Genomic DNA, 22,969 nt, shown 5'->3' on the forward strand with positions numbered 1-22,969 from the left:
CCGAGGCGACGAAATCCTACGAATGAGTGAGTATATGTGAGATAAACCCTTAAAACCGAGGGATGGGCAGGATAGTTGTAAGGATTGCTTGAATACCGCGTGAAAGAAAAAATAAAACAGAATTGACATTGGAGTTCACTCCAATGTTATTGTGAATGTATGGAAAAACAATATTCTATAAAAGAGGTTTCACGGAAACTTGGTATTCCGAAGGATACGCTTCGGTACTATGACCGTATTGGAATCGTAACGCCGTCCCGGGAACACAATTCTTACCGTAGGTATTCGAAGGATGACCTCGTCGATTTGATGAATATTCAAATCATGCAGTATGCGGACTTTTCTCTAGAAGAAATCAAGGGGAAGTTTCAGTTCCACAGAATGCAGAGTGTAGATTCTGCTTATTACCAGGAGGTCGCTGAATTCCTTGATGCCAAAAAAGCAGAAACACGCAAGAAAATTGCACATCTTGAAAAGGTCAGTCAGTTGTTCGACGTAGCAGTTGAAACGCTAAGGGGCTTTAATCATGAAAGTGACCAGCGGCTAGCAGAGTTCGTTCGGGAGATTTACCGGGATCTTCACAAGAAGGATCCTGGAATAACTAAGGAGGATTGTGATGGACATCAAAATTAAGAATTATTATTATCTGATTGCTGGCGTTCTTGCGATACTGTTTGCCGTTACGCACGCTTGGAACGGGCAATCCGCTGTACTGCCGACGCTCTTTGTGAATGATATAGCCATGGATACACGGATAATATTTAGGTATGTCTGGCACATTATCACCGCAGAGAATCTGGTCTTTGGTATTGTATTTATTATCCTGTCATTTCAAAGCGAGCGATCGAAGATCCGGCCTGCTGCATGGACGATCGCGTCACTTCTGCTCGTTCGTCTGATGGTTATTCTCGGCGTAACGGCATTTTATGATGTTTCTGCACTTACGGATACGTTAATCGATTCTATTGCCATCCTAATCTATGTCGCTTTCATCATATTGGGCATAAGAATGAAGAAAAAAGAGTTCGGAGGTCAATCGCCACAAACCAGTAGGAAGGTTTGAAGAACTAAACTGCGTTTCACTGCCAGTGATTTGCAATACGCTAACGGGAAACGTTAGTTGAACGACAACAGCGGCAGTCAAAGACTTTATTTTTCAAGTCTTGTTCTGTCGCTTCTTTTTTTAATGGATTAGTCTAAACCTTATTTTTCAAAAGCTGACGATTCTTCAATTCAAAAACCGCGTTAAATCAACGACTCCAGTCTAATACTTTTAGTTCATCCGAATCACGCCGTCCAATTGGAGAACGAGCTGGGTTTTGTACTTTTTTACCGAACCTCCAGAGGGATGGTCCTTACGGAAAAAGGTTCACAGCTACTGCCGGAAGCGCAGAAAATACTCGCATCGATTGACGATTTCCACTATAAAGCAAGTGATTTGCTGACAAATTCAACGGAACCCATTCGGATTGGATTGAATACAGACGGGCAGGTTCTTCAAATTAAACCAATGTGGCACACGGCGGAAATTGAGTATGAAGGAGCTTTGAAAAGGAGGTAGTCCTATGACTTGTGTGGCGGAATTCGGTATCATAGATGATTTTGAGAAAGATAAGGATTATGCTGTCTGCTATGAACCCATGAAATATCATTGTGTGGCAATTGATGATGATATCCTGAATGATTGGTGGAGCGACCTGACTTTAATTAGAACCTACTTCCACTCAATGGAACTGACAGATTTAATGACATTATTAAGGAGGGCGATTGCTGAACAGAAATATGTTATACATTATGGTGTATGAAGATAATTTACTGTGAACATCCGATTCTAATTAGACTCTTCAACGGAAGGGTCTTTTTCGTAAGCTTAAAAGTAATAGAAGAAATCACCTGATCGTGTATTCATCGGCATGTTTAGTTATCCCGTTAATATGCCGGAATGGCGTGGATTTCTTTGGTTAGGAACATGACCATTGTTCGATTACAAATTGTGGAATCTATGCTACAATCACTCTGCAAAAGAATATTGCAACTATACATACATATGGAGGGAATTGTAAGATGAATATTATTGGCCTGGGGGGACTCCCTTGGGATACATTAGAGCAGGAGGTTGGACAAGGCGGGAAATTTGTCGTGTATACATATTGTATATCCATCATCTTCATGACCTTCCGGAAGAGTTCGTCAATCTATTACATAGAACCAAGAATGGGTTCAGTGGGCACAGGGCTCAAATTCACGTTAATTAGTGTATTGTTCGGATGGTGGGGCATACCGTGGGGGCCGATTTATACCATTGGTTCGCTGTTTACGAATTTAAGTGGAGGCCGTGATGTGACGGTAGAAGTAATGGATTCGATGATAGCAGATCGAAGAGAGCAGTCGGAGTTGCTTAATTTTATTGAACGAGTACAAGACAAATTGGAGAATCAAGTATGATCCTTCCGGAAGGTATTACGGGATTTGGCAAGAGTTTAGCCACAACAAAAATTACGGAGAAAGAATTTAAAGTCTTCTGTCACCAATTTTCAGAAGAATTAGGGTTGGATATAGTTAATGTTATAGAGATTTTTTACACTTCAAATTACTACATTGGAGAACTGGCTAAGGCATCTGGTAAGGTGTATATAATCATGAACAAACAATATCCTTTCGTAGCATTTGCAAGCGAATATAGAAATGGAAATATTGAATTTATTGATAATACATATTATATTAATACCTTTTCTCGATGCAGAGAGCAATTTGAAAGTAATGATCGCTGCGATATTTATCGCATATTAGGGCTTGAGGATCTTGAAATGAGAGTTAATGAAGAGATGATTCAAAACCTGAACCAAGATGAACTGAAGCAGATTAAATATTGGAAACCACAAGTACTTTAAAGAGATAGTTTTTAATAATTGGGATTAATGAATCAACCTGACAGAGACTCTTCCCGGAAAGGGTCTTTTTTACGCAAATTGCTGAAGAATGCGGGTAGGAATAAAATATGTCTCGATAAGCTGGATGAACATTACTACTTACGTTGGCTGGCAAACGTAACAGAGGCGGAGGGAGAGGGAGGCTGGAAAAACGTTAGTGTTCGACATTAAAGATTGATCGGAGGCCTCCTCTCTCCGCAGTGGCTACGTCACTCTTTTCTCATGAACTGGGGGCTAAGTAGTAACTTGAATTCACTCAATACAGCAGTCTTGGAATTCTTCCAAAACCTTGGATTTGTCTCCATGAATCTTTTCCAGGTGATCCTCACCCCAATAGCATAAATGGTCTAGCGCGGGTTTTAATCCCCAACCGTAGTGCGTTAACTCATACTCCACTTTAGGGGGGATCTCCTTATAAACCTTTCGTGTAACGATCTTATCGTTTTCCAGGCCTCTGAGCTGAGTGGTCAGCATTTTTTGAGTAATGCCGGGTATTAACCGACGAAGCTCAGACGTTCGTTTCCGTCCTGTCATCAAATGGTAGATAATTAAAGGCTTCCATTTTCCTCCCATTACTTCTAAAGCCGCTTCCACTCCAACTTGATACTTCTTTTGAACGCTATTTTTCATCTGTTCAGTCATCTCTTAATCCTCCGTTAAAAAGGCTAGGTTTGCTGAGAACAACCAATCACTTCAACCCGTTACTCAGGTCAGTTTCTGGGGAATCCACCTAAGGTACTTCCATGTTCCTATGGCACCTGTATCTTCCTATAGAACTTAAAAGTGCGTACTTCCAGATTATTTTCCTACTGTTTATAATAGCATCAGCCATTGATCATGGCTAGAAGTCAGCTGCTCAAGAAAGGTAGTGAAGATACAAGCATGAAAGTATTAATCGTTGTTTCACACCCGAGAAAAGATTCCTTGACCTTTCAGGTGGCTGGTCGTTTCGTACAAGGTCTTGCCGAGGCTGGCCACGACTACGAGATATTGGATTTGCACGGGATTGGTTTTGACCCTGTTTTAAAAGGAGCAGATGAACCCGATTGGTTAGTTGCGGAACAGTCCTTTTCCCCTGAAGTAGAAATGGAAATAAGACGGATGAAGGAGCATGATGCTTTGGCATTTATTTTTCCTCTTTGGTGGTGGCATTTGCCGGCTATGCTAAAGGGGTATATTGACCGTGTATGGAACAATGGGTTTGCGTACGGTTCGAACCACCTTCATCATCAGCATGTCTTGTGGCTAGGTTTGGCTGGCGTTTCGAAAGAACAGATGAAAAAGCGTAACTATGATGAAACGATTACTCATCTGCTGAATGTAGGAATTGCAGATTATTGCGGTGTTTCCAATTCCAAGGTTGAATTCTTATATGAGACCATGGCTTCAAATCCCGGTCATTTCGAAATGCTGCTTAACCATGCTTACCGCTTAGGTTTGAATTATGCCAAGGATCATTAAGCTGGAGGGCGGTTTAACCTCAGAGGGGAAAGAGGTAGTTAAGCCGAATAATATATCAAGCGAAAAAGTGCACAAAGAATTAACACCGCTGAGGCAGTTGAGATCGGAGAAACTGCATTAATTCACTAGGAGGTAGAGTATGGGACATCGGGCCAATCTAATGATTATTCGGGAAGGTAATTACTCTTTGTACTACAGCCATTGGTGCGCAATTACTCTTCCAAGTGATTTGTTCTGGGGACCGGAAGCGGCTGTGGCTTTTATTGAACAGCAGGAGCCTGCAGAGGGTTGGCTGGACAATGCATGGGCGGAAGGCTGTGCATGTGTGGATTTGGATCACCGGCATTTATTGTGGTACGGCGGAGAGGACGAGCATTATGAGATTCCGCTGCGCCGGCATCTATTGAAGATGATGCAGCCCTTATGGCCGGGATGGACCATTGAATGGGCTTCTTCCGGGATATTGGACATGGCAGCTTATGTGGGTTATCCGGTGGAAGAACTCATCAGTGAAGTGAGTAGGACCATTACACCATTATCGCTGGTGCCTGAATCCAGGGACGGCTGGGTCCGAACGGTGGCAAGCGTGGTTTATCTGGATGGGGAACTGCGACTATACCCAGTACAATCGGAGCTGGAGGATTATCTATTGCAGGGGCCTTCGCTGGTAGAATTGCTTAATAAATCGGAAGGCAGCACAGAATTGGACTTAAACGAATGGCCGAAAGAGACACCGGATCAAGGCTTTCACCTGGATTTGCTGGCACGAACGATAGATATCTGGTATGCCCCGGATGCGGGGAATCTGTTGCAGCAGATTCGCACAGCTTGGCCGGGATGGACCGTGACCGATCAAAGAGATCAGTATGAGTCGCAGATCCGGCTGACAGAAGGGAAGCTGTGCTTTAAGATGGAGAATCCGCAAGAGTTGACGGAGCGGTTAACCTCTCATTTGCTGGGAAGTCACTCCAGTCCTGTAGATACCATTAAAGAGATTGCCCGTTTAAAGGCAGAAGCTGGAGAAGAGATAGAGGTGAACCCGCATGCTCTGGTGGATGAGCCTCAGGATATTCCACTAGATACACGTGAGCAGCTGCTGCGGTATGCCGTTGCGAACATGGCTGGGTAATGTTGTGGATTTGAACCCAGACCTATCGCCCAGACCGTATTCCACAGGGGTACTAAGTATGAGGGGGCTTGCTTCGTGCAAGTTCCTTTTTTTGGTACTTGAAAATCAAATCGCGATATGCTAATCTGTAAATGTAAAACATGTAACCGGTTACACACAAGGGAGTGAGAGCAGTCCATGATTACAATTAAGGATGTCGCCAAAATTGCCGGCGTTTCGGTGGCCACGGTTTCACGGGTAATCAATGAATCAGGTTATGTCAACATCGATACCCGCAAAAAGGTAGAGGCGGCGATCCGGCAAAGCAATTATTCCCCCAATGAAGTGGCCCGGTCTTTATACAAACGCAAATCCAAGTTAATCGGTTTACTGCTGCCGGATATTACCAACCCTTTTTTTCCACAGCTGGCACGGGGCATCGAAGATTACATGCAAGAGAATGGGTACCGGATTATTTTTGGCAATAGTGACGAGAATGAACAGAAGGAACTGGATTATATCCGCACTTTTGTACAGAATAATGTCGTAGGTGTGATATCTTCAACGAATTTTCCCGACAGCGGGGCTTATCTGGAAATGAATATTCCGGTTGTCTTCCTGGACCGTACTTCCAATGACAGTCCTTCCGTTTACGCGGATGGCCGGAAGGGCGGACGTCTCGCCGCTCAGGAAATGGTCGCAAGAGGCAGCAGCCGGATTACCATTATCCAAGGACCGGCCCATGTCAAGCCGGCGCAGGACCGGTTTCAGGGCGCGGCCGAAGCGCTTGAAGAAATGGGGATCAGCTACAATGTGATCCGGACATCATCCTTTTCCTATACCGAAGCAGAGCAATGGGCGACCGAGCTGTTTGAGCGGTTTTTGGATACGGACGGCGTGATCGCCAGTAATGATATTGTGGCCACGGCGGTTCTTCATGAAGCCCACCGGCTGGGCAAAACCGTGCCGGAGGATGTTCAGATTATCGGCTTTGACGATATTCCGCTCAGCAGTCTGATGTCGCCATCTTTATCAACTATCCGCCAGCCTGCGCGTGACATGGGCAGCGAGGCCGCCCGATTATTGATTCAGCTCATTGAGCAGGATCAGGTGGAAGAGAAGAACATTCAGTTGCCGGTCAGCTTCATCGAGCGGGAAACTACCCGAAGCAGAATAGAAACCAGTAAGAAAGGGTGAAAGATATGGCTAAGATTTGTGTAATTGGAAGCTGTTCCATGGATTTGGTGGTAACCGCTTCCAAACGGCCTCAAGTTGGTGAAACGGTTCTAGGAGACCGCTTCACCACCGTTCCGGGAGGCAAGGGTGCGAACCAAGCGGTTGCCGCCGCACGGCTGGGTGCTGAGGTAACGATGATCGGCTGTATCGGGGACGATTTTTACGGCAAAGCGATCATGGACAATTTTAAAAGAAATGGCGTTATTACCACCAATGTGGAACCGGTTACACATACAGAGAGCGGAACAGCCCACATCGTTTTAGCTGAGGGGGACAACAGCATTATCGTGGTCAAAGGCGCCAATGATTTCGTCACGCCTGCTCTGGTCGAACGGGCACTGGACGCCATCCGCAGCGCCGATATGGTCCTAGTGCAGCAGGAAATTCCGGAGGAAACGGTATCGTATGTTAGCAGCCTCTGCCAGAGAATCAATGTGCCATTGCTGCTCAATCCAGCGCCTGCCCGTCCGCTTAGTGAAGCGGTGATCGAAAAGGCTGCCTTTCTGACGCCGAATGAACATGAATGCTCCATTTTGTTCAGCGGGGTGGATAAAGCAGAAGCTTTACGGAAGTTTCCGGGCAAGCTGTTCATAACGGAGGGCAGCAGCGGTGTGCGGTATTACGATGGAGAGCGCGAGGTGCTGGTGCCCACTTATCAAGTGGAGGCTATAGATACAACTGGAGCAGGAGATACGTTCAACGCCGCATTTGCCGTGGCTCTGGCCGAAGGCAGCTCCATCCCGGACAGCGTGAAGTTCGCGAATCGTGCAGCGTCTTTATCCGTAACAAAATTCGGCGCTCAAGGCGGCATGCCCATGAGAGCTGAAGTCGAGGAGAGTCTTTAATTATGAAGAAACATGGAATATTGAACAGTCATATTTCCAAAATACTGGCCGACCTGGGCCATACCGACATGATTGTCATTGCAGATATCGGACTGCCGGTTCCGGCGGGCGTTCTCAAGATTGACCTGGCGCTTAAACTGGGCGTCCCCGGCTTTCAAGAGGTCGTCGATGTCATTGCGGAGGATATGGTGATCGAAAAGGTGATTGTGGCCGAGGAACTGGCCGTGAATAATCAAGCAACCTCGCAATACGTGAATGATAAATTCAGGGGAACGCCGATAGAGGCGCTTACCCATGAGCAATTCAAGCAGTTGACCCAGAAGGCCAAGGTGATTGTTCGCACGGGCGAAGCGAAGCCTTACGCGAACTGCATCCTGCAAGCCGGCGTCTATTTTTGATATGGAGGAGGTTCGAGGGATATGCGCATTGCAATGAAAGACATTTATAAGTCCTTTGGCACCAACCCGGTTCTTGCGGGGGTAGATTTCGAGCTGCTGGATGGGGAGATTCATGCCCTGATGGGAGAGAATGGCGCCGGCAAATCCACACTGATGAACATTCTGATTGGTCTTCATCAGCGGGATCAGGGAACGATTCACATTGATGGGCGGGAAACCTATTTTGCCAACCCCAGAGAAGCAGAGCGAAGCGGGATCGCCTTTATCCACCAGGAGCTGAATGTATGGCCGGATATGACGGTTCTGGAAAACCTGTTTATCGGGAAGGAAAAAATCTCTTCACTTGGACTATTGAATATGAAAGAAATGAAAGCGTTAGCAAATGAACAGTTCCGCAAGCTCTCCGTGACGATTCCACTGAACCAGGAGGCTGGGGAATGTTCCGTCGGGGAGAAACAGATGATCGAGATTGCCAAGGCGCTCATGACCCATGCCAAGGTTATCGTGATGGACGAACCCACGGCTGCACTGACCGAACGGGAAATTCAGAAATTATTCGAAGTCATTGCCTCTCTCAAAAAAGAAGGTGTCTCCATCGTCTATATTTCGCACCGGATGGAGGAGATCTTTACGATATGCGACCGGATCACCGTCATGCGGGATGGGAAAACCATAGATACCCAAGCCATTCCAGACACGGATTTTGACGATGTAGTTCGGAAAATGGTCGGACGTCAATTAACGGACCGTTTCCCTCAGCGTGTCTTCCAGCCGGGAGAAGTGGTGCTTGAAGTGAAGAATGCTTGCAAAACGGGGAAATTTAAAGACGTTAACTTCTCGGTGCGGGCCGGTGAAATTATTGGATTCTCCGGATTGATGGGATCAGGCCGGACGGAAATCATGAGAGCGTTGTTCGGACTGGACACTCTAGACAGCGGTGAGGTGAAGATTCGGGGAAAGCAAGTGGCAATCCGCAATCCCCATGATGCGATGCAAGCGGGTATCGGCTTCGTTACGGAGGACCGGAAGGATGAGGGCTTGATTCTTGATTTTTCCATTCGGGACAATATGGCAGTAACGAATTTATCCAGCTTCGCCCCTAAGGGTGTAATCATAGACAAGAAGGAAAAAGATTTCGCGGACCTGCTCATTCAGCGTCTTCAGATCAAGACAGAGTCCTCATCTACACTGGCGCGTCAGCTCTCAGGAGGCAATCAGCAGAAAGTGGTCATCGCCAAATGGATTGGTATCGGCCTCAGCGTGCTGATTCTGGATGAACCCACACGCGGCGTCGACGTGGGAGCGAAGCGCGAAATCTATCAGCTCATGAACGAGTTAACCGAACGCGGCGTTGCGATCCTTATGGTCTCCTCTGAACTGCCAGAGATTCTGGGGATGAGTGACCGCATAATAGTGGTCCATGAAGGGAAGATCGGCGGAGAACTCTCCCGGCAGGAAGCTACGCAGGAAAGTATTATGACATTAGCCACAGGGGGGCAATGAGATGACAACAATTACGGATGGCAAAGAAAAGAAGAGTTTGCGGGTGGGGCAGATTACACAGAAGTTGGGTCCGCTGTTGGGGTTATTTATTCTTGTTCTCATCGTGTCTATGCTGAACCCAAGCTTTCTGGAGCCGCTTAATATTCTGAATTTGCTCCGGCAGGTTGCGATCAACGCGCTGATTGCCTTTGGCATGACCTTTGTCATTCTGACAGGCGGAATTGACTTATCGGTGGGTTCCGTTCTCGCGCTCTCCAGTGCCTTCATGGCCAACTTGCTGTTGGCGGGCTGGAATCCCATACTGGCGATTATCGGCGGCTGTGTATTGGGTGGAGTGATCGGGATGGTCAACGGCCTAATGATTACCAAGGGTAAAATGGCACCGTTCATCGCTACCTTGGCGACTATGACGATCTTCCGGGGATTAACGCTAGTCTATACGGACGGCAACCCGATTACGGGCCTTGGAGACAGCATGACGTTCCAATTGTTTGGCCGCGGGTACTTCTTAGGGATTCCCGTTCCCGCTGTGACGATGATTATCGTGTTCGCTCTGCTGTGGGTTGTACTGCACAAAACGCCGTTCGGCCGCAAGACCTATGCCATCGGCGGCAATGAGAAAGCTTCAATAATTTCCGGGATTAAGGTAGACCGCATCAAAATTATGATTTATTCACTGGTAGGTATGCTGTCGGCATTGGCCGGGGCCATTCTGACTTCCAGGTTGAATTCGGCCCAGCCAACGGCGGGAACCTCCTATGAGCTGGATGCTATCGCGGCCGTTGTACTGGGAGGCACCAGCTTGACCGGGGGCCGCGGACGTATTGTGGGTACCTTAATCGGTGCACTCATTATCGGAATTCTGAACAACGGGCTGAATCTGCTGGGCGTTTCTTCTTTCTACCAAATGGTGGTCAAAGGGATTGTCATTGCGATAGCCGTACTGATTGACCGCAAGAAAGCCGCATAAAAGGGGGATTCTATTATGAAAAAAATCACTTTAGTCCTGACGTCCATACTGCTGCTGCTAATGACCGGCTGCTCCCTGGAGCCCCCGGAATGGGCCAAGCCCAATAATGAAGGCAACGGGCAAAATTTGAAAATCGGCTTATCCCTCTCAACCCTGAACAATCCCTTCTTCGTGGCCCTCAAAGACGGCGTGACAGCGGAGGCGAATAAGCAAGGGGTGGAGATCCTGGTTATCGACGCGCAGAATGACTCTGCCAAGCAGAACAATGATGTGGAGGATCTGATACAAAAAGGGGTAGACGCGTTGTTGATCAACCCTGTGGATTCATCGGCAATCTCGACGGCGGTCCAGTCGGCGAACAGTCTGGATATCCCCGTCATTACACTGGACCGCTCGGCGGATAAAGGAGATGTCAAAGCGCTGGTCGCTTCGGACAACATCAAAGGCGGTTCCATGGCGGCTGAATATATCGTCCAGAAGCTGGGTAAGGGTGCGAAGGTCATCGAGCTGGAAGGATCACCGGGCGCATCAGCTACACGTGAACGGGGTAAGGGATTCCATGAAATCGCGGATACCCAGCTTGAGGTCATGGCAAAGCAAACCGCCGATTTCGACCGCACCAAAGGATTGACGGTCATGGAGAACCTGATCGAAGGAAATCCTGGCGTGCAGGCAGTCTTCGCACACAATGACGAGATGGCGCTAGGGGCGATTGAAGCAATCCAGAGCTCGGGTAAAAACATCCCCGTAATCGGGTTCGACGGCAACAAAGACGCGCTTGATTCCATCGAGGCGGGCAAACTGACCGGAACCATCGCCCAGCAGCCCGAATTAATCGGCCAGTTGGCCGTTCAAGCTGCAAAGGATGTGCTGGACGGGCAAACTGTAAAGCCGATGATTCCCGCACCGTTGAAGCTGGTCGTGAAAGAGTAATAGAAGACAAGGCTTGATCTGCCTCAACCCATGCAAAGCCCGCGTGATTCAGGAACTCCTGCATCACCGGGCTTTTTTAGGCCTATATTATTCCATTGAAACAATATGCATATCAATCCAGTCATTTGAATTAGAACTCAATATACTTTTTGCTGCCTCATCAAATGTCAAATCAGCATCATTCGTGTAAACAACCCATTTACTCGACTTTTCAGCATTTGGCATTGTGCCACTTAACTCAAGACTATATGTATACTCTTTTCCATTTGCATCTACATATTTAGTGGGGCTATTTTTTGCACAAGCTGACAAAAAGAGAAGTGAAATTGCGAGAATCAATGCAACTGAAATGTTTTTTTTCATATTCATTACCTCCGTAATAGCATTTATTTGGCTAATTATACCATATGACAAAGGCAACCCTGAAAATTGTACCTCAGGAGGAATGCTGAATGGAATGGACCCTAGAAGATGTGGAAGACACGAGCCGATTATACTCGGAATCCTTCTTTATTCCCCCGGAACAAGAGAGAAGGGCGTCAAGCGGGTGATGTCGTGGAATTTGAACCCAGACATATTGCCCAGACCGTACTCCGCAAAGGGGACCCGTTGTGGGTGGAGGTGGGTGAGAAGATAGCTTTTGTCTCCAAAAAATGCCTGCAGCCCGGAAACTTCGTCCGCTGGATGTACCGGACGCCTGCAACCCGGGAAGAGGACAGCGGCTGGCGGCTTTTTGCCGGAGATGAAGATAACGAATATCTGACAATCCCAACAATGCACAGCTCATGCGTGTGTACCCTATTCTGGATCTGGATTCTAGTCTGCTCGAGCCATTTCAACGCGAGGTGGGTACGGCGTTCGAACGGGGGAGTAAGGATGGGGGATGGGTGGAGGTTAAGGATTGGGGAAAGGGTTGAGGAACAGGTGAAACGGAGAGTAGCCCTATAAGGACAGTATTTATACTTCAACCTTATATTTCTCGCGGAAACGGATCTCGTCTTTGGTTAATTACGACATCCGTTTCTTTTTGGTAGCATAACTTAGTGATTATACCGCTAAAATGCATTGTGCAATGGTCAGATGAAGTACTATACAGCTGAGAACTTTTATTCTCGGCTTTTTCATCTGCAATTCATAGGAGGAAAATCATGAGCAGTGTATTGGAAAGTCTATTCTATGGAAACATCCGACCTGACGAATGTATACACCCAACAAGTCCTGAATACCGTGATTTGAACCGGAAAATTACTGCATCAATAGAAGCCTATCAAAAGAAACTCACGATGGAAGAATTCGATGCTTTGGAGGAATTAATAGATTTGCTGGGTCAAACTACATCCATTTATGCTGCTGCGGCATACACGCAAGGTTTCCGGCTGGGTGTCTTGATGATGCTTGAGGTGTTGGGTGGTGGGGATAGATCAAATTCTTCGTAAAAGAACAATTGAAACTGGCTCATGGAGGATAGGCGATGTTATAATAAACCTAATTTTTCAGGAGGTGCTCCTTATGACCCATTCCATACGTTTACGGTAATTGGAGGTGCAAGACTGGTGAACTCGCCCATTTTTTGAGACAAGGGAATGAGTTTATTTGTTATGCGCCTGTTTCAGTGTACCTATGCTAATGGAATGAGTTTATTTGAGTTTTCAATCAAAGGAGATGACCTTATGCAAAAACAATGGAAAAAAACATTCGCGCTTATTTTTAGTGGACAGATATTCTCTATACTCACGAGTTCGATGGTTCAATTCGCAGTGATCTGGCATTTGACGGAATCGACAGGTTCAGCCGCAGTTTTGATGATTGCCGGATTGGCTGCATTCTTGCCGCAAGCTGTCCTGGGTCCCTTCGTAGGGGTCTGGCTGGACCGCTGGAACCGTAAATTAACGATGATTATTGCGGATAGCGCAATTGCGCTCTTCAGTCTGATCTTAGGGTTCTATTTCATTTTGGGGGAGCCGGGACTCGGAATCGTCTATGTCATTCTGAGCTTGCGTTCGGCAGCTTCGGCCTTTCATGCCCCGGCGTTCCAGGCGGCCGTTCCGTTGATTGCACCGGAAGAGGAGCTGACAAGAGTCGCGGGTTGGCAGCAGATGGTCTTCTCTTTCTCGAATGTAATGGGTCCAGCGCTTGGGATAGCAGTATATTCGGCGACTTCGCTTGGGGCGGTATTGCTCCTGGATGTGGCCGGGGCGCTGATTGCGAATCTAATGCTGTTCCTGGTGAAGATTCATCAGCCCAAAGCGCAGATAACAGTTTCACCCTCCTTTATCCATGAATTCCGGCTGGGCTGGAGCGCACTCATTCAAGCAAAACCTATTGTGTTGATTACAGGGGCTACAGCAGTGTTCAGTATCGCGTTTATGCCGCTGGCGACTTTATTTCCTTATATGACGTTGTCTCATTTTGGCCGTGGGGGCTATAGTGCCAGCCTGGTGGAAGCGGTGTTCAGCATCGGGATGATTTTGGGAGGATTGCTTCTGTCGGTGTTCTCATCCAAGTGGAGTGATATTAGCTATATGAGCCTGGGTCTGCTGGTCATCGGCCTGACCTGTGTAATCAGCGGCTTGATTGGTCCGGATGCTTTTGTGATCTTTGCGGTTCTCTCGTTCTTCATGGGCAGTGCCGCACCCTTCTTCAATGGTCCCTTCATGGCGATGATTCAGCGTTCATTCGAGCCGGAGATGCTGGGACGCGTCATTTCACTCGTGACCAGTATTATGATGCTGTCTTCACCGATTGGACTTCTGGTGGCAGGACCCGTGGTGGATGAATACGGCGTGCAGCTATGGTTCCTCGGTTCAGGAATCGTTGTGATGCTGACTGCTCTGTTTATCTTCATTCAGTTTCGGCGGCTGGCGTCCCGGCAGCGCACAGAGACTGAATAGACGTTTAGCCGCGAACAGCGGAACGAAGTCAAGAAATTCTTACGACTACAGCGGCCGGAAGATCAAACATTCTCCGCAGGTGTATGGTAAGTACAACGATGGAACAATTGCAGAAAAATGGTGGGGAGAGGGTACCTTGTTCTTGCGCAGTCTTGAAATTCTGAGGAAACATGAAATGGACCATAGCCGTTATCCGTTTTCCATTACAGCTTTAAAGAACCTCAGCACCATCGAATTCAAATCAAACGTTGCCTTCTTTGTGGGAGAGAACGGATCGGGCAAATCAACCCTTCTGGAGGCCATGGCCTATCAATGCGGGTTTAATACGGCTGGAGGCAGCAAGAACAACCTTTACGAGGTGGATGCTTCCCACTCTGCTCTGGGAGATCATATTCGCTTATCATGGCTGCCCAAAGTTACAAACGGCTTTTTTCTTAGGGCAGAGACCTTTTATCACTTTGCCTCTCATCTGGATACTATGCCTCAGAGCTTACAGTATTATGGTGGGCGATCCTTGCACGAGCAATCCCATGGTGAGGCGTTTCTGGCACTCTTTAATCATCGTTTCGGCAAAAAGGCGATCTATTTACTCGACGAACCGGAGGCGGCTCTTTCGCCAGCACGGCAATTGGCCTTACTCCGTATTATTAAGGATCTGGAACATGAAGCCCAGTTCATCATAGCTACACATTCGCCGATTCTTCTCGGTTATCCGGATGCCCAGATATTGAATTTCGATGAAGATCCGGTTGGGGAAATTCGTTATGAAGAGACGATGCATTACATGATCACAAGACGCTTTCTCGAAAATAGAAAGAGTGTACTGCGTGAGCTGTTCAGCGATTCGGATGAAACTGACTAGGGTTGAAACTTCCTTGAAAAAGAAGTGATTATGGGCCGGTCCGAGAGGATCGGCTTTTTTGGTTTATCCATCCCGAGGCCGAGATTTAAATCATCTCACAGACCGTTAAGATCCTAGCAGGTGCGGGATTATAATAAAGCAGCACCGAGGAAATACATAGCAGGTTTATATTCAGTTTAAATAAGGAGCTTACCATCCTTATATATTCAGTTGTTTAGGAGGAATTGCAAATGAATCAATTAACGAAAAAAGCACCACACCACGGAGATTGGGCCATTGAAGCGCAGGGGCTTGTCAAAGTCTTTGGAGATAACCGGGCGGTGGACGGTGTGGATCTGAAAGTGGGGACCGGTTCGATCTACGGTGTGCTGGGTCCGAATGGAGCGGGGAAGACCACAGCCATCCGAATGCTGGCGACCTTACTAAGACCGGATGCAGGTTCGGCGCGGATCTTCGGACATGATGTTGTAAAGGAACCGCAGATTGTGCGTCAGCTGATCGGGGTGACCGGCCAGTACGCTTCAGTCGATGAGTCGCTCAGTGCGACAGAGAATTTGGTGATATTCTCCCGCTTGCTCGGACTGGGACGTGCCGAGGCGCGTCATAAGGCAGCAGAGTTGCTGGAGGAATTCGGACTCACCGAAGCGGCGAAACGCCCGCTCAAAAATTTCTCCGGCGGGATGCGCCGGAGGCTGGATTTGGCCGCGAGTCTGATTGCGCAGCCACCGCTCATTTTCCTGGATGAACCCACGACCGGTTTGGACCCGCGTACGCGCAACCAAATGTGGGACACGATCCGGCGGCTGGTGAAGTCGGGTTCAACTGTATTGCTAACCACGCAATACCTTGAAGAGGCTGATCAACTGGCCGACCGGATCGCGGTTATCGATCATGGCCGTGTGGTTGCCGAGGGCACTGTAGATGAACTGAAATCCTCTGTCGGAAGTTCGTCGCTGCATTTAAAGGTTCAGAATCCGCAAGATCTCACGAATGCCCGCCGGCTTGTGCAACAGGTGCTTCAGGTACCGTCCAGTCTTTCGATGGAAGTGGCGAAAATCACTGCACCTATGGGCAACGCCGACCGGGTCACCGATCTGTTGATCGCGCTGCGCGAAGCAGGTATCCCGCTAGCCGAATTAAGTGTGCAGAAACCAACGCTGGATGAGGTATTTCTGACGCTCACGGGCCATGGTGTACAGGAGGACGCGGTTCAGGCGTCCGGCAAATTGAACAAAGTGGAGGAACAACAGTATGAGTACAATCATTAAACCGGGTGCCGAACGCCAGCTGAAAAATCATTCGAGCTTTAGCCAATCGGTACGCAATTCACTCACAATGGCCTATCGGGGGTTGCTGAAAATCAAGCGCACACCCGAGCAGTTGTTTGATGTCACGTTTCAGCCAATCATTTTCACGCTGATGTTTACTTATATCTTTGGTGGTGCGATCTCCGGAGATGTGCATAATTATTTGCCGGTCATCATCCCCGGTATTCTCGTACAGACCGTTATTACGACTTCCATAGTTACAGGCGTTCAGCTTCGGGAGGATATGGAAAAGGGTGTGTTTGACCGGTTCAAATCACTGCCGATCTCGCGGATTGCCCCGCTCGCAGGAGCATTGCTTGCCGACACCGTCCGGTACACCATAGCGACTGTGCTTACTTTTGTCATGGGATATCTTCTGGGCTTTCGTCCCGAAGGCGGGATCGGGCATGTAGCCATCGCAGCGCTCCTCGTGATCGGATGTTCCTGGGCGATCAGCTGGATTTTTGCCTTCTTCGGCGTAATAGCGCGCACGGCTTCCAGTGTGCAGGGGATATCCATGATTGTGCTGTTCCCGCTCACCTTTCTTTCCAATGCTTTTGTGCCGGTCAATACCATGCCGGACTGGCTCCAGTGGTTCGTGAATATTAACCCGATTTCGCATCTGGTGACAGCCGTCCGGGAGCTGGTCAACTCGGGGACGATGGGCACAGATCTTGTCTTCTCCCTTGTCGGAGCGGCTGTAATCGTAGCGATCTTCGCTCCCATCACCGTGCGTGCATATATGCGTCGTACGTAACTGTTTGGATTTCTACCGCAAATCGCGGTTAAATTCAGGAAATCCAAACCTAACAGCGGCCGGAAGTCCAAATATTCTCTGTAGTCACGGCCAATCCCGAAATAGAAGAATTATAAGTTCAATCTATATAGTTGCCCGATACGGAAAAATTACGTAACTTTCGTACCGGGCACGGCTTATAAGGCATGACGATAATATTCCTGCAATTCCTCTACGCTGAACAAATGCTTCTGCAGCCCATGATAATAGTTCCCTTTCTCTGCCGTAAAACACAGCATGCAATAATCCGGATCAGTTGGACCAAGCGGATAATATTGTTCGTCGCCTTCTTTCCAGAAGTTCTGCTTCGTTTCATCATCAAGGAATACCTTCATATGCCCTGTAAGCATCAATCCGTGAAAGTCCTCGGCGTCGAGAAAATAAATGCAAGATTTGGAGTTGTTCATCCATTGGCTGGTGCGGATTGCAGACGTGTTTGTCGAGAACCAGAAGGTCTTTAGGCCTTCATGTTTGATCTTGAACATATTTTTGGCGTTTGGAAATCCGTCACTGTCAATTGAACATGCAATGGCATCACGGCTATTTTCAATTAATTTGAGGATAGCGTCTTTAGTTTGCTGCTCCATTTCGGGTTCCTCCAATTCATCAATTCAAATTATCAACAATTCTGCTCAGCATTTTCTCGAATGCAGTAACCTCCGATTCTGTGAATCCCTGATAGAACAAAGTATTCATTTGTTCAGATACGAGATCGTAAGCCTCACGGTATGCTTTGGCCTGTTCAGTAATCGTTATGAAAGTTTGCCTGCGGTTATGGTTGTCTGGAATTCGAACAATAAGCCCCCCTTCTTCCATTCTGTCAAGCATGCTGGTCAAAGAAGTATTTGCAAGCGAGGTAAGCCGGCCAATCTCGGAAATCGTAAGCCTCTCGTGTTCCCACAGCACATACAAAATCCTTCCTTGTGCCCCGTTAAACGCGTCCACACCGCTTTCTTTTAACATTTTTTCAAAAACTCTGCCTTGGAGCTGTTTGATCTGAGAGATTAAGAAACCACCTGATGTTTTCGTGTGGACCACCTTCCTCCTGTACAGGATATTCCTATATAGGAATGTTATCTGCGCTTTTTATCACACTTGATCTTCATATTTTTCCATTTGATAATATGATAGAATACGTTTCACTTGGAGGGATACATATTATGAATCTTCACATTGCCATTTGTGACGATCAGAGGACAGAGGCCTCAAGATTGGAAGAATTGCTAATGAAGCTGCTGATGAACCTGCAGGGGATAACTGGCACCATTGAGATTTTTGAGTCAGGTGAATCCTTGCTTACGGCCATGAGCTCTACTGCTTACGATATTGTTTATCTGGACATGGAGATGCCCGGGTATAACGGCATAGAAGTCGCAGAGAAGATCCGGCTAGAAGATGCCGGTGTGTTAATCATCTATGTCACCAGCCACACCAGTTATATGAGAAGAAGCTTTGAGGTTCATCCGTTCCGTTATTTGCTGAAACCCATTGATGAACATGAACTGCAGGCCGCGACAGTCAAGGCCGTCCAGCAATGCATGCAAAGAAGCAATGTGCTGTCATTCTCAATTCATCATATGGACTATAATTTAAAAGTAGATGACATTATGTATATCACGGTAGAACGGGGGAAAAAATTGGTCCTGTGTACTGAAAACGCTACTTATTCATATTACGGCAAATTGGGGGAGTTGGAGGGACGGCTCTGGCCGCATGATTTTTGTCGCGTACATACGGGATACCTTGTAAATTGGCTCTATGTCCGTTCTTTAAGTAAAGAGCTTATTCAATTGAAGAACGGAGTGGAACTTCCTGTCAGCCGCAGTAGAAGCTCTGATTCTTTACGGTCGTACCATGCCTTTATAGAAAAGAGGCTTCTTAGATAGATGTCTTTCATTCAGGAGAATAGTCCCTACTTTTTGCTCGGTGTGTTTATGCTCATCCTTATTTATGCTCCGCAGGGGTTTGCATTCTATATTTTTCTAAAAAAATTTCTAATCCTGAACAGGAGCAAGAAGTCATTCGTTGGCTGCCTTATTCTCGTTTATATGGTTAAATCACTTACCGCAGCCAGCTTGCCGCCGGTTGTTTCGGTTGTCCTTCACCTCCTAGTATATAGTCTGATTACGACCGTTTATTTTCGCGGCAGTGTGCTGCAAAAGCTGTTCTTCAGCAGTTTCTATACGGTATTTACAGTTGTTATTGAAATGCTGGTGTGGTACGGGGTTCAGCATATCCCGCTCAATCCCGAGAGAATGGATAATGCCAATTTCCTGTGGCTGTCTTTCAGTTTCATCGTTCTTATTTTGCTAAGCATCATGTTATGCCTGCTATTGTTACGGTTATTCCAAGTTGACAACACAACGTTACTGTCGAATCAGGATTGGGCTGTGCTGAATCTGGTTTCGGCCGGCTCTTTGCTCATTATTATTGTCAATATAAGGGGGAATGGGTTCAAGCCTTCCAATATCCCGCTTGAATTTGTGATCATCCTGTTAGGTATTCTTGTCATTAACATTGCTGAAATGTTTATGTACCATAAGTTAATGAAACGGATGCAGGTAGAATTCCATAATCATGTGCTGGAGCAGCAAGTGACGGAATACACAGGTAAACTGAAAGAGAATCAAGAAGCAAAGCGCTTGCGGCATGATCTGAATCATGTTCTGCTCCTCATTCATTCTCTGCTGGAAGCAGGAGCTGTACAAGAAGCCAGCGCTTATGTTGCGGAGGTTGCTTTGAAGCATAGGCCGGGAGAAAAATTTATCTCTTCTGGAAACATAGCTATTGATGCGATCTATAACGAGAAGTTCGCTATAGCTGAACTGAATAAGGTTGCAATGCAATCTCATTTTCGCATTCCTCAGGACTTGTCGCTTGCAGGCAAAGAGGTGAATATTGCGATAATCCTTGGCAATGCCCTCGACAATGCGATTGAAGGGATTCAGAGATTACCCCAGCCAGGGCCGTATTCAATTGAACTGGAAGTGATTTATAGTGACGGATTATTGGTGATTTCCCTGAAGAATCCCGCATCTCTGCTTACGGAGGACGGACATGGCTCCTTTTTATCCAGCAAGCGGAACTTAGGCAGCAAAGGGTTCGGAATCGAAAGTATTGAGTATGCCGTTCAGCAGCTTCAAGGAAGTGTCAGTTTCAGATATGAGGATCAGCAGTTCATGATGCTGGCGGTATTGCCAGTGCCCGGGTAGCTATCAGATGCCAACTACTCCATCAACCGGGCAAGTTACGGTCTCCTCCCGTTTCAGAGAAGCAGTCCATGATAAAGTGAGGCTGTTCTTTATTTAAAGGAGGTTATTCCGTTGACATTGTCATTGCTCATCAGTGCAGTCCTTCAGCTTATCTTGTTCACCTCTATTCCCTATGCATACTGGTTCTTTACAAGCAGAAAGACATCTTCGTTTGTAAAGTGGATTGGCTGGAAGAAACCTCAAGTGGTTTCCAGGAAGCAGTTCATCCTATGCTTCATCCTTACAGTGACTATATTCACCAGCTTGGGAATGCTTACTACAATCTATATGCTGGATAAGGATACTTTGGCCAGCTCGCAGTTTTACGGTACAGGTCTTAAGGGTCTGATTCCGGCGTTGATCTTTTCATGGGTGCAGACGAGTTTGTCCGAAGAGATTCTGTTCCGCGGATTCATTGGCAAACGGCTAAACTCGAAGTTCGGATTTGCAATTGGGAACAGTGCCCAGGCTCTATTGTTTGGCGCCGTACATGCTGTTATGTTATACAGTAGTGCCGGATTATTTCATTCTGTAGTTGTAATGATTCTTGCAGGCTTTGTGGGCTGGAGTATCGGACTGTTGGACGAGAAGTTATCTGCCGGCTCGATTATACCAGGTTGGGTCCTGCATGGGCTGACTAACCTGATCTCCTCCATTGTTATGATGTATCAATGGATGTAGAGAAGTTTACAGATCTCCTGTGGGTTAAAACCATAAATTGGAGGGAATTTGATGCACAAAAATGAAGCATTGCAGACATATCCATGCTCCGGGATCGAACATTTGAAGGTTCATGGCAGAACAACAGGCTGCCTGGACCCGGTAACCTTGTTCTGGACAGGAAGTGCGGTTGAATTCAACGTAAAGGCTTCGGAGCTCTGGATTGAAGTGGAGTCCGGATATGATCAGTACGAGCCTTGGATTAGTATACTCATCAACTCTGTACCTGTAAGCAGACAAATGTTAACCGCGGGAAGGTACTGGGTCTGTGTGTTCAGAGGGATGAATGAGAATGCTGTGAAGAATGTCCGGGTTGTAAAAGATGTGCAGGCTATGAGCGGAGATCCGGGCTGCTACATGCAAATCCACGCCGTGAAGACGGATGGGGGATTTGTACCTGTTGAAGCTAAGCCCTATAAATTTGAGTTTATTGGCGACAGCATTACTTCCGGGGAAGGCGTCGTCGGAGCCAAAAGTGAAGAAGACTGGATTCCGATGTGGTTCAGCGCAATACATAATTATACGGCAATGACGGCTGACGCTTTGAACGCAGAATATCGGGTTATTTCGCAAAGCGGATGGGGCGTGCTTACTAGCTGGGATAATAATCCGCATGCCAATCTTCCTGAAACCTACGAGCAGGTGTGCGGGCTGCTTGCCGGTGCGAAAAATGCAGCGTTAGGAGCTTTTTCAGCAAATGATTTTGATTCTTGGCAGCCGGATGTGGTGGTGGTTAATCTCGGAACCAATGATGACGGTGCTTTTCATTCTCCGGGATGGCACGATGAAGATAGCGGGAAGATTCATAATCAACGGCTAAATGAGGACGGGACTTATAATGAAGGGGATTTGGCGGCATTCGAGTTGGCTGTTGAGAAGTTTCTTCTGAAGCTCAGAACTAATAATAAAACTGCGCACATCATCTGGGCCTATGGAATGCTGGGCATCCCAATGATGCCGGCGATTCATCGTGGTGTAGACCGTTATGCCAAGAGAACAGGCGACAAGAAGGTTTCTGTATTTCAACTTCCGAATATGACGAATGAAACTATAGGTGCAAGAAGCCATCCGGGAGTATTGGCCCATAAGCAAGCGGCACAAGAGCTGACCGGTTACATCCAAGGAATTTTAGCGACTATAAATTGAACTTAAATACTTGAGATAAGGAAAAGGGGCAATGGAGGGGGATTTGGAACTGGAGGAGCGGTATTTAGGAGGTGCTGGATGAAGGAAAGATTTTGTAAAGCGTTGGAAAGTAATGATTTGGCTGAGATGAGAAAAATACCAAAAGGGATTTGCACAACCATCTTCCAAGAGGCGGTAATAAGAAGTATATCGAAGAATGGGCCGGGGTGAAAATACCTGATTGTCCGAAGTTTAATGACCTGAGCGAAATGAATCAATGGAATGCGCAATACATAAAACCATTATTTCAGGGAAGATTAGGGTATGAAAAACGTATCGAAGCCGCATTTATGCAGGCAAAGTTGGATGGTGTACAGCTGCTTCAAATGACTTTTGTACCGGAGATTGCATTCTTATCCTATACTCCTATTGATGAGATAAAAGAAAAGTTAGATCAATATTTCGCTCAGAATTACTTCCAATCATTGGATATGTTGAATTTGCTGTTCCTTCCTTCAAAAAGAAAAGTGGAAGAAAAAGGATTGCTGCTAAAAGCGTAATGGGATTAGAGTCACCGTAAATACGGATGACATGATTATTTTTGATCAAAGTGTTTCGGAGGAATTTTTCAAT

29 protein-coding genes are annotated in these 22,969 nt (G+C 46.9%); 25 read left to right on the forward strand and 4 right to left on the reverse strand.

Annotation, left to right across the window (positions count from 1 at the left end):
• Positions 1-159: 159 nt before the first annotated feature.
• The 5 genes from AC3WT9_RS00005 to AC3WT9_RS00025 all read left to right on the forward strand — a co-directional run bounded on the left by AC3WT9_RS00005 (position 160) and on the right by AC3WT9_RS00025 (position 2,891).
• Positions 160-633 (forward strand): MerR family transcriptional regulator, encoded by a 474-nt coding sequence (locus AC3WT9_RS00005; protein ID WP_341379045.1) that lies wholly within the window; start codon positions 160-162, stop codon positions 631-633.
• The gene (locus tag AC3WT9_RS00010; protein WP_341094216.1) at positions 617-1,063 is read left to right on the forward strand and encodes a hypothetical protein; all 447 of its coding nucleotides are present in this window, start codon (positions 617-619) and stop codon (positions 1,061-1,063) included. Before AC3WT9_RS00005 ends, AC3WT9_RS00010 begins: the two co-directional genes overlap by 17 nt.
• Before the next feature lie 502 nt (positions 1,064-1,565).
• Positions 1,566-1,805: a hypothetical protein gene (locus AC3WT9_RS00015; protein WP_341379042.1), complete on the forward strand. Its 240-nt coding sequence runs from the start codon at positions 1,566-1,568 to the stop codon at positions 1,803-1,805.
• 259 nt (positions 1,806-2,064) lie between these two features.
• Positions 2,065-2,445, forward strand: a complete 381-nt coding sequence (locus AC3WT9_RS00020; protein WP_341094213.1) for a hypothetical protein — start codon at positions 2,065-2,067, stop codon at positions 2,443-2,445.
• Positions 2,442-2,891: a hypothetical protein gene (locus AC3WT9_RS00025; RefSeq protein WP_341094212.1), complete on the forward strand. Its 450-nt coding sequence runs from the start codon at positions 2,442-2,444 to the stop codon at positions 2,889-2,891. The genes AC3WT9_RS00020 and AC3WT9_RS00025 overlap by 4 nt, the downstream gene beginning before the upstream one ends.
• A 291-nt stretch (positions 2,892-3,182) precedes the next feature.
• Here AC3WT9_RS00025 and AC3WT9_RS00030 read toward each other — a convergent pair whose 3' ends face one another.
• Positions 3,183-3,572, reverse strand: coding sequence for a winged helix-turn-helix transcriptional regulator (locus AC3WT9_RS00030; protein ID WP_438490841.1), 390 nt, complete (start codon positions 3,570-3,572; stop codon positions 3,183-3,185).
• A 240-nt stretch (positions 3,573-3,812) separates the two neighbouring features.
• On the opposite strand from AC3WT9_RS00030, the gene AC3WT9_RS00035 reads away from it, so the two are divergent.
• From AC3WT9_RS00035 to rbsB, 8 genes are all read left to right on the forward strand, one after another.
• A complete protein-coding gene (locus tag AC3WT9_RS00035; RefSeq protein WP_341097715.1) occupies positions 3,813-4,391 on the forward strand; it encodes an NAD(P)H oxidoreductase in 579 nt (192 codons plus the stop codon).
• 139 nt (positions 4,392-4,530) lie between these two features.
• On the forward strand, positions 4,531-5,520 hold the full coding sequence (locus tag AC3WT9_RS00040) for a hypothetical protein (RefSeq protein WP_341379040.1): 990 nt from the start codon (positions 4,531-4,533) through the stop codon (positions 5,518-5,520).
• 177 nt (positions 5,521-5,697) lie between these two features.
• Positions 5,698-6,696 carry a LacI family DNA-binding transcriptional regulator gene (locus tag AC3WT9_RS00045; protein ID WP_341379039.1) on the forward strand — a complete coding sequence of 333 codons (999 nt, stop codon included), beginning with the start codon at positions 5,698-5,700 and terminating at the stop codon, positions 6,694-6,696.
• Positions 6,697-6,701: 5 nt separating this feature from the next.
• Entirely contained in the window at positions 6,702-7,580 is an 879-nt protein-coding gene (gene rbsK, locus AC3WT9_RS00050; RefSeq protein ID WP_341379038.1) for a ribokinase, read from the forward strand.
• Between the two features lie 2 nt (positions 7,581-7,582).
• Positions 7,583-7,978, forward strand: coding sequence for a D-ribose pyranase (gene rbsD / locus AC3WT9_RS00055; RefSeq protein ID WP_341094206.1), 396 nt, complete (start codon positions 7,583-7,585; stop codon positions 7,976-7,978).
• Between the two features lie 21 nt (positions 7,979-7,999).
• On the forward strand, positions 8,000-9,481 hold the full coding sequence (locus AC3WT9_RS00060; RefSeq protein WP_341094205.1) for a sugar ABC transporter ATP-binding protein: 1,482 nt from the start codon (positions 8,000-8,002) through the stop codon (positions 9,479-9,481).
• 1 nt (position 9,482) lies between these two features.
• Complete coding sequence (rbsC, locus tag AC3WT9_RS00065) at positions 9,483-10,451, forward strand: ribose ABC transporter permease RbsC (protein ID WP_038593920.1); 969 nt, start codon at positions 9,483-9,485, stop codon at positions 10,449-10,451.
• A 15-nt stretch (positions 10,452-10,466) separates the two neighbouring features.
• Entirely contained in the window at positions 10,467-11,384 is a 918-nt protein-coding gene (rbsB, locus tag AC3WT9_RS00070) for a ribose ABC transporter substrate-binding protein RbsB (protein ID WP_341094204.1), read from the forward strand.
• An 87-nt stretch (positions 11,385-11,471) separates the two neighbouring features.
• Here rbsB and AC3WT9_RS00075 read toward each other — a convergent pair whose 3' ends face one another.
• A complete protein-coding gene (locus AC3WT9_RS00075) occupies positions 11,472-11,747 on the reverse strand; it encodes a hypothetical protein (protein WP_342480142.1) in 276 nt (91 codons plus the stop codon).
• Positions 11,748-11,939: 192 nt separating this feature from the next.
• Between AC3WT9_RS00075 and AC3WT9_RS00080 the strand changes: the two genes are divergently transcribed.
• The 6 genes from AC3WT9_RS00080 to AC3WT9_RS00105 all read left to right on the forward strand — a co-directional run bounded on the left by AC3WT9_RS00080 (position 11,940) and on the right by AC3WT9_RS00105 (position 17,201).
• Positions 11,940-12,332 carry an immunity protein Imm33 domain-containing protein gene (locus AC3WT9_RS00080; RefSeq protein WP_492407147.1) on the forward strand — a complete coding sequence of 131 codons (393 nt, stop codon included), beginning with the start codon at positions 11,940-11,942 and terminating at the stop codon, positions 12,330-12,332.
• 200 nt (positions 12,333-12,532) lie between these two features.
• The gene (locus AC3WT9_RS00085; protein ID WP_341094201.1) at positions 12,533-12,820 is read left to right on the forward strand and encodes a DUF6809 family protein; all 288 of its coding nucleotides are present in this window, start codon (positions 12,533-12,535) and stop codon (positions 12,818-12,820) included.
• Between the two features lie 234 nt (positions 12,821-13,054).
• Entirely contained in the window at positions 13,055-14,275 is a 1,221-nt protein-coding gene (locus AC3WT9_RS00090; protein ID WP_341094200.1) for an MFS transporter, read from the forward strand.
• A gap of 136 nt (positions 14,276-14,411) precedes the next feature.
• Positions 14,412-15,137 carry an AAA family ATPase gene (locus tag AC3WT9_RS00095; protein WP_341094199.1) on the forward strand — a complete coding sequence of 242 codons (726 nt, stop codon included), beginning with the start codon at positions 14,412-14,414 and terminating at the stop codon, positions 15,135-15,137.
• Between the two features lie 230 nt (positions 15,138-15,367).
• On the forward strand, positions 15,368-16,405 hold the full coding sequence (locus AC3WT9_RS00100; protein ID WP_341094198.1) for an ATP-binding cassette domain-containing protein: 1,038 nt from the start codon (positions 15,368-15,370) through the stop codon (positions 16,403-16,405).
• The gene (locus AC3WT9_RS00105) at positions 16,389-17,201 is read left to right on the forward strand and encodes an ABC transporter permease (protein WP_341094197.1); all 813 of its coding nucleotides are present in this window, start codon (positions 16,389-16,391) and stop codon (positions 17,199-17,201) included. The genes AC3WT9_RS00100 and AC3WT9_RS00105 overlap by 17 nt, the downstream gene beginning before the upstream one ends.
• Positions 17,202-17,377: 176 nt before the next feature.
• On the opposite strand, the gene AC3WT9_RS00110 is transcribed toward AC3WT9_RS00105, so the two are convergent.
• Complete coding sequence (locus AC3WT9_RS00110) at positions 17,378-17,827, reverse strand: pyridoxamine 5'-phosphate oxidase family protein (protein ID WP_341094196.1); 450 nt, start codon at positions 17,825-17,827, stop codon at positions 17,378-17,380.
• 19 nt (positions 17,828-17,846) lie between these two features.
• Entirely contained in the window at positions 17,847-18,203 is a 357-nt protein-coding gene (locus AC3WT9_RS00115) for a MarR family transcriptional regulator (protein ID WP_341094195.1), read from the reverse strand.
• A 197-nt stretch (positions 18,204-18,400) separates the two neighbouring features.
• Between AC3WT9_RS00115 and AC3WT9_RS00120 the strand changes: the two genes are divergently transcribed.
• The 6 genes from AC3WT9_RS00120 to AC3WT9_RS00145 all read left to right on the forward strand — a co-directional run bounded on the left by AC3WT9_RS00120 (position 18,401) and on the right by AC3WT9_RS00145 (position 22,896).
• On the forward strand, positions 18,401-19,126 hold the full coding sequence (locus AC3WT9_RS00120; protein WP_341379035.1) for a LytR/AlgR family response regulator transcription factor: 726 nt from the start codon (positions 18,401-18,403) through the stop codon (positions 19,124-19,126).
• Positions 19,127-20,452 (forward strand): ATP-binding protein, encoded by a 1,326-nt coding sequence (locus AC3WT9_RS00125; RefSeq protein WP_341094193.1) that lies wholly within the window; start codon positions 19,127-19,129, stop codon positions 20,450-20,452.
• Between the two features lie 111 nt (positions 20,453-20,563).
• A complete protein-coding gene (locus AC3WT9_RS00130; protein ID WP_341094192.1) occupies positions 20,564-21,172 on the forward strand; it encodes a CPBP family intramembrane glutamic endopeptidase in 609 nt (202 codons plus the stop codon).
• A gap of 51 nt (positions 21,173-21,223) precedes the next feature.
• Positions 21,224-22,357, forward strand: a complete 1,134-nt coding sequence (locus tag AC3WT9_RS00135) for an SGNH/GDSL hydrolase family protein (protein WP_341094191.1) — start codon at positions 21,224-21,226, stop codon at positions 22,355-22,357.
• A 78-nt stretch (positions 22,358-22,435) separates the two neighbouring features.
• Entirely contained in the window at positions 22,436-22,567 is a 132-nt protein-coding gene (locus AC3WT9_RS00140) for a hypothetical protein (RefSeq protein ID WP_341379031.1), read from the forward strand.
• Positions 22,564-22,896, forward strand: a complete 333-nt coding sequence (locus AC3WT9_RS00145; protein ID WP_492407148.1) for a hypothetical protein — start codon at positions 22,564-22,566, stop codon at positions 22,894-22,896. The genes AC3WT9_RS00140 and AC3WT9_RS00145 overlap by 4 nt, the downstream gene beginning before the upstream one ends.
• Positions 22,897-22,969: the final 73 nt, after the last annotated feature.

This window comes from Paenibacillus sp. EB106-06-01-XG199, assembly GCF_058791575.1.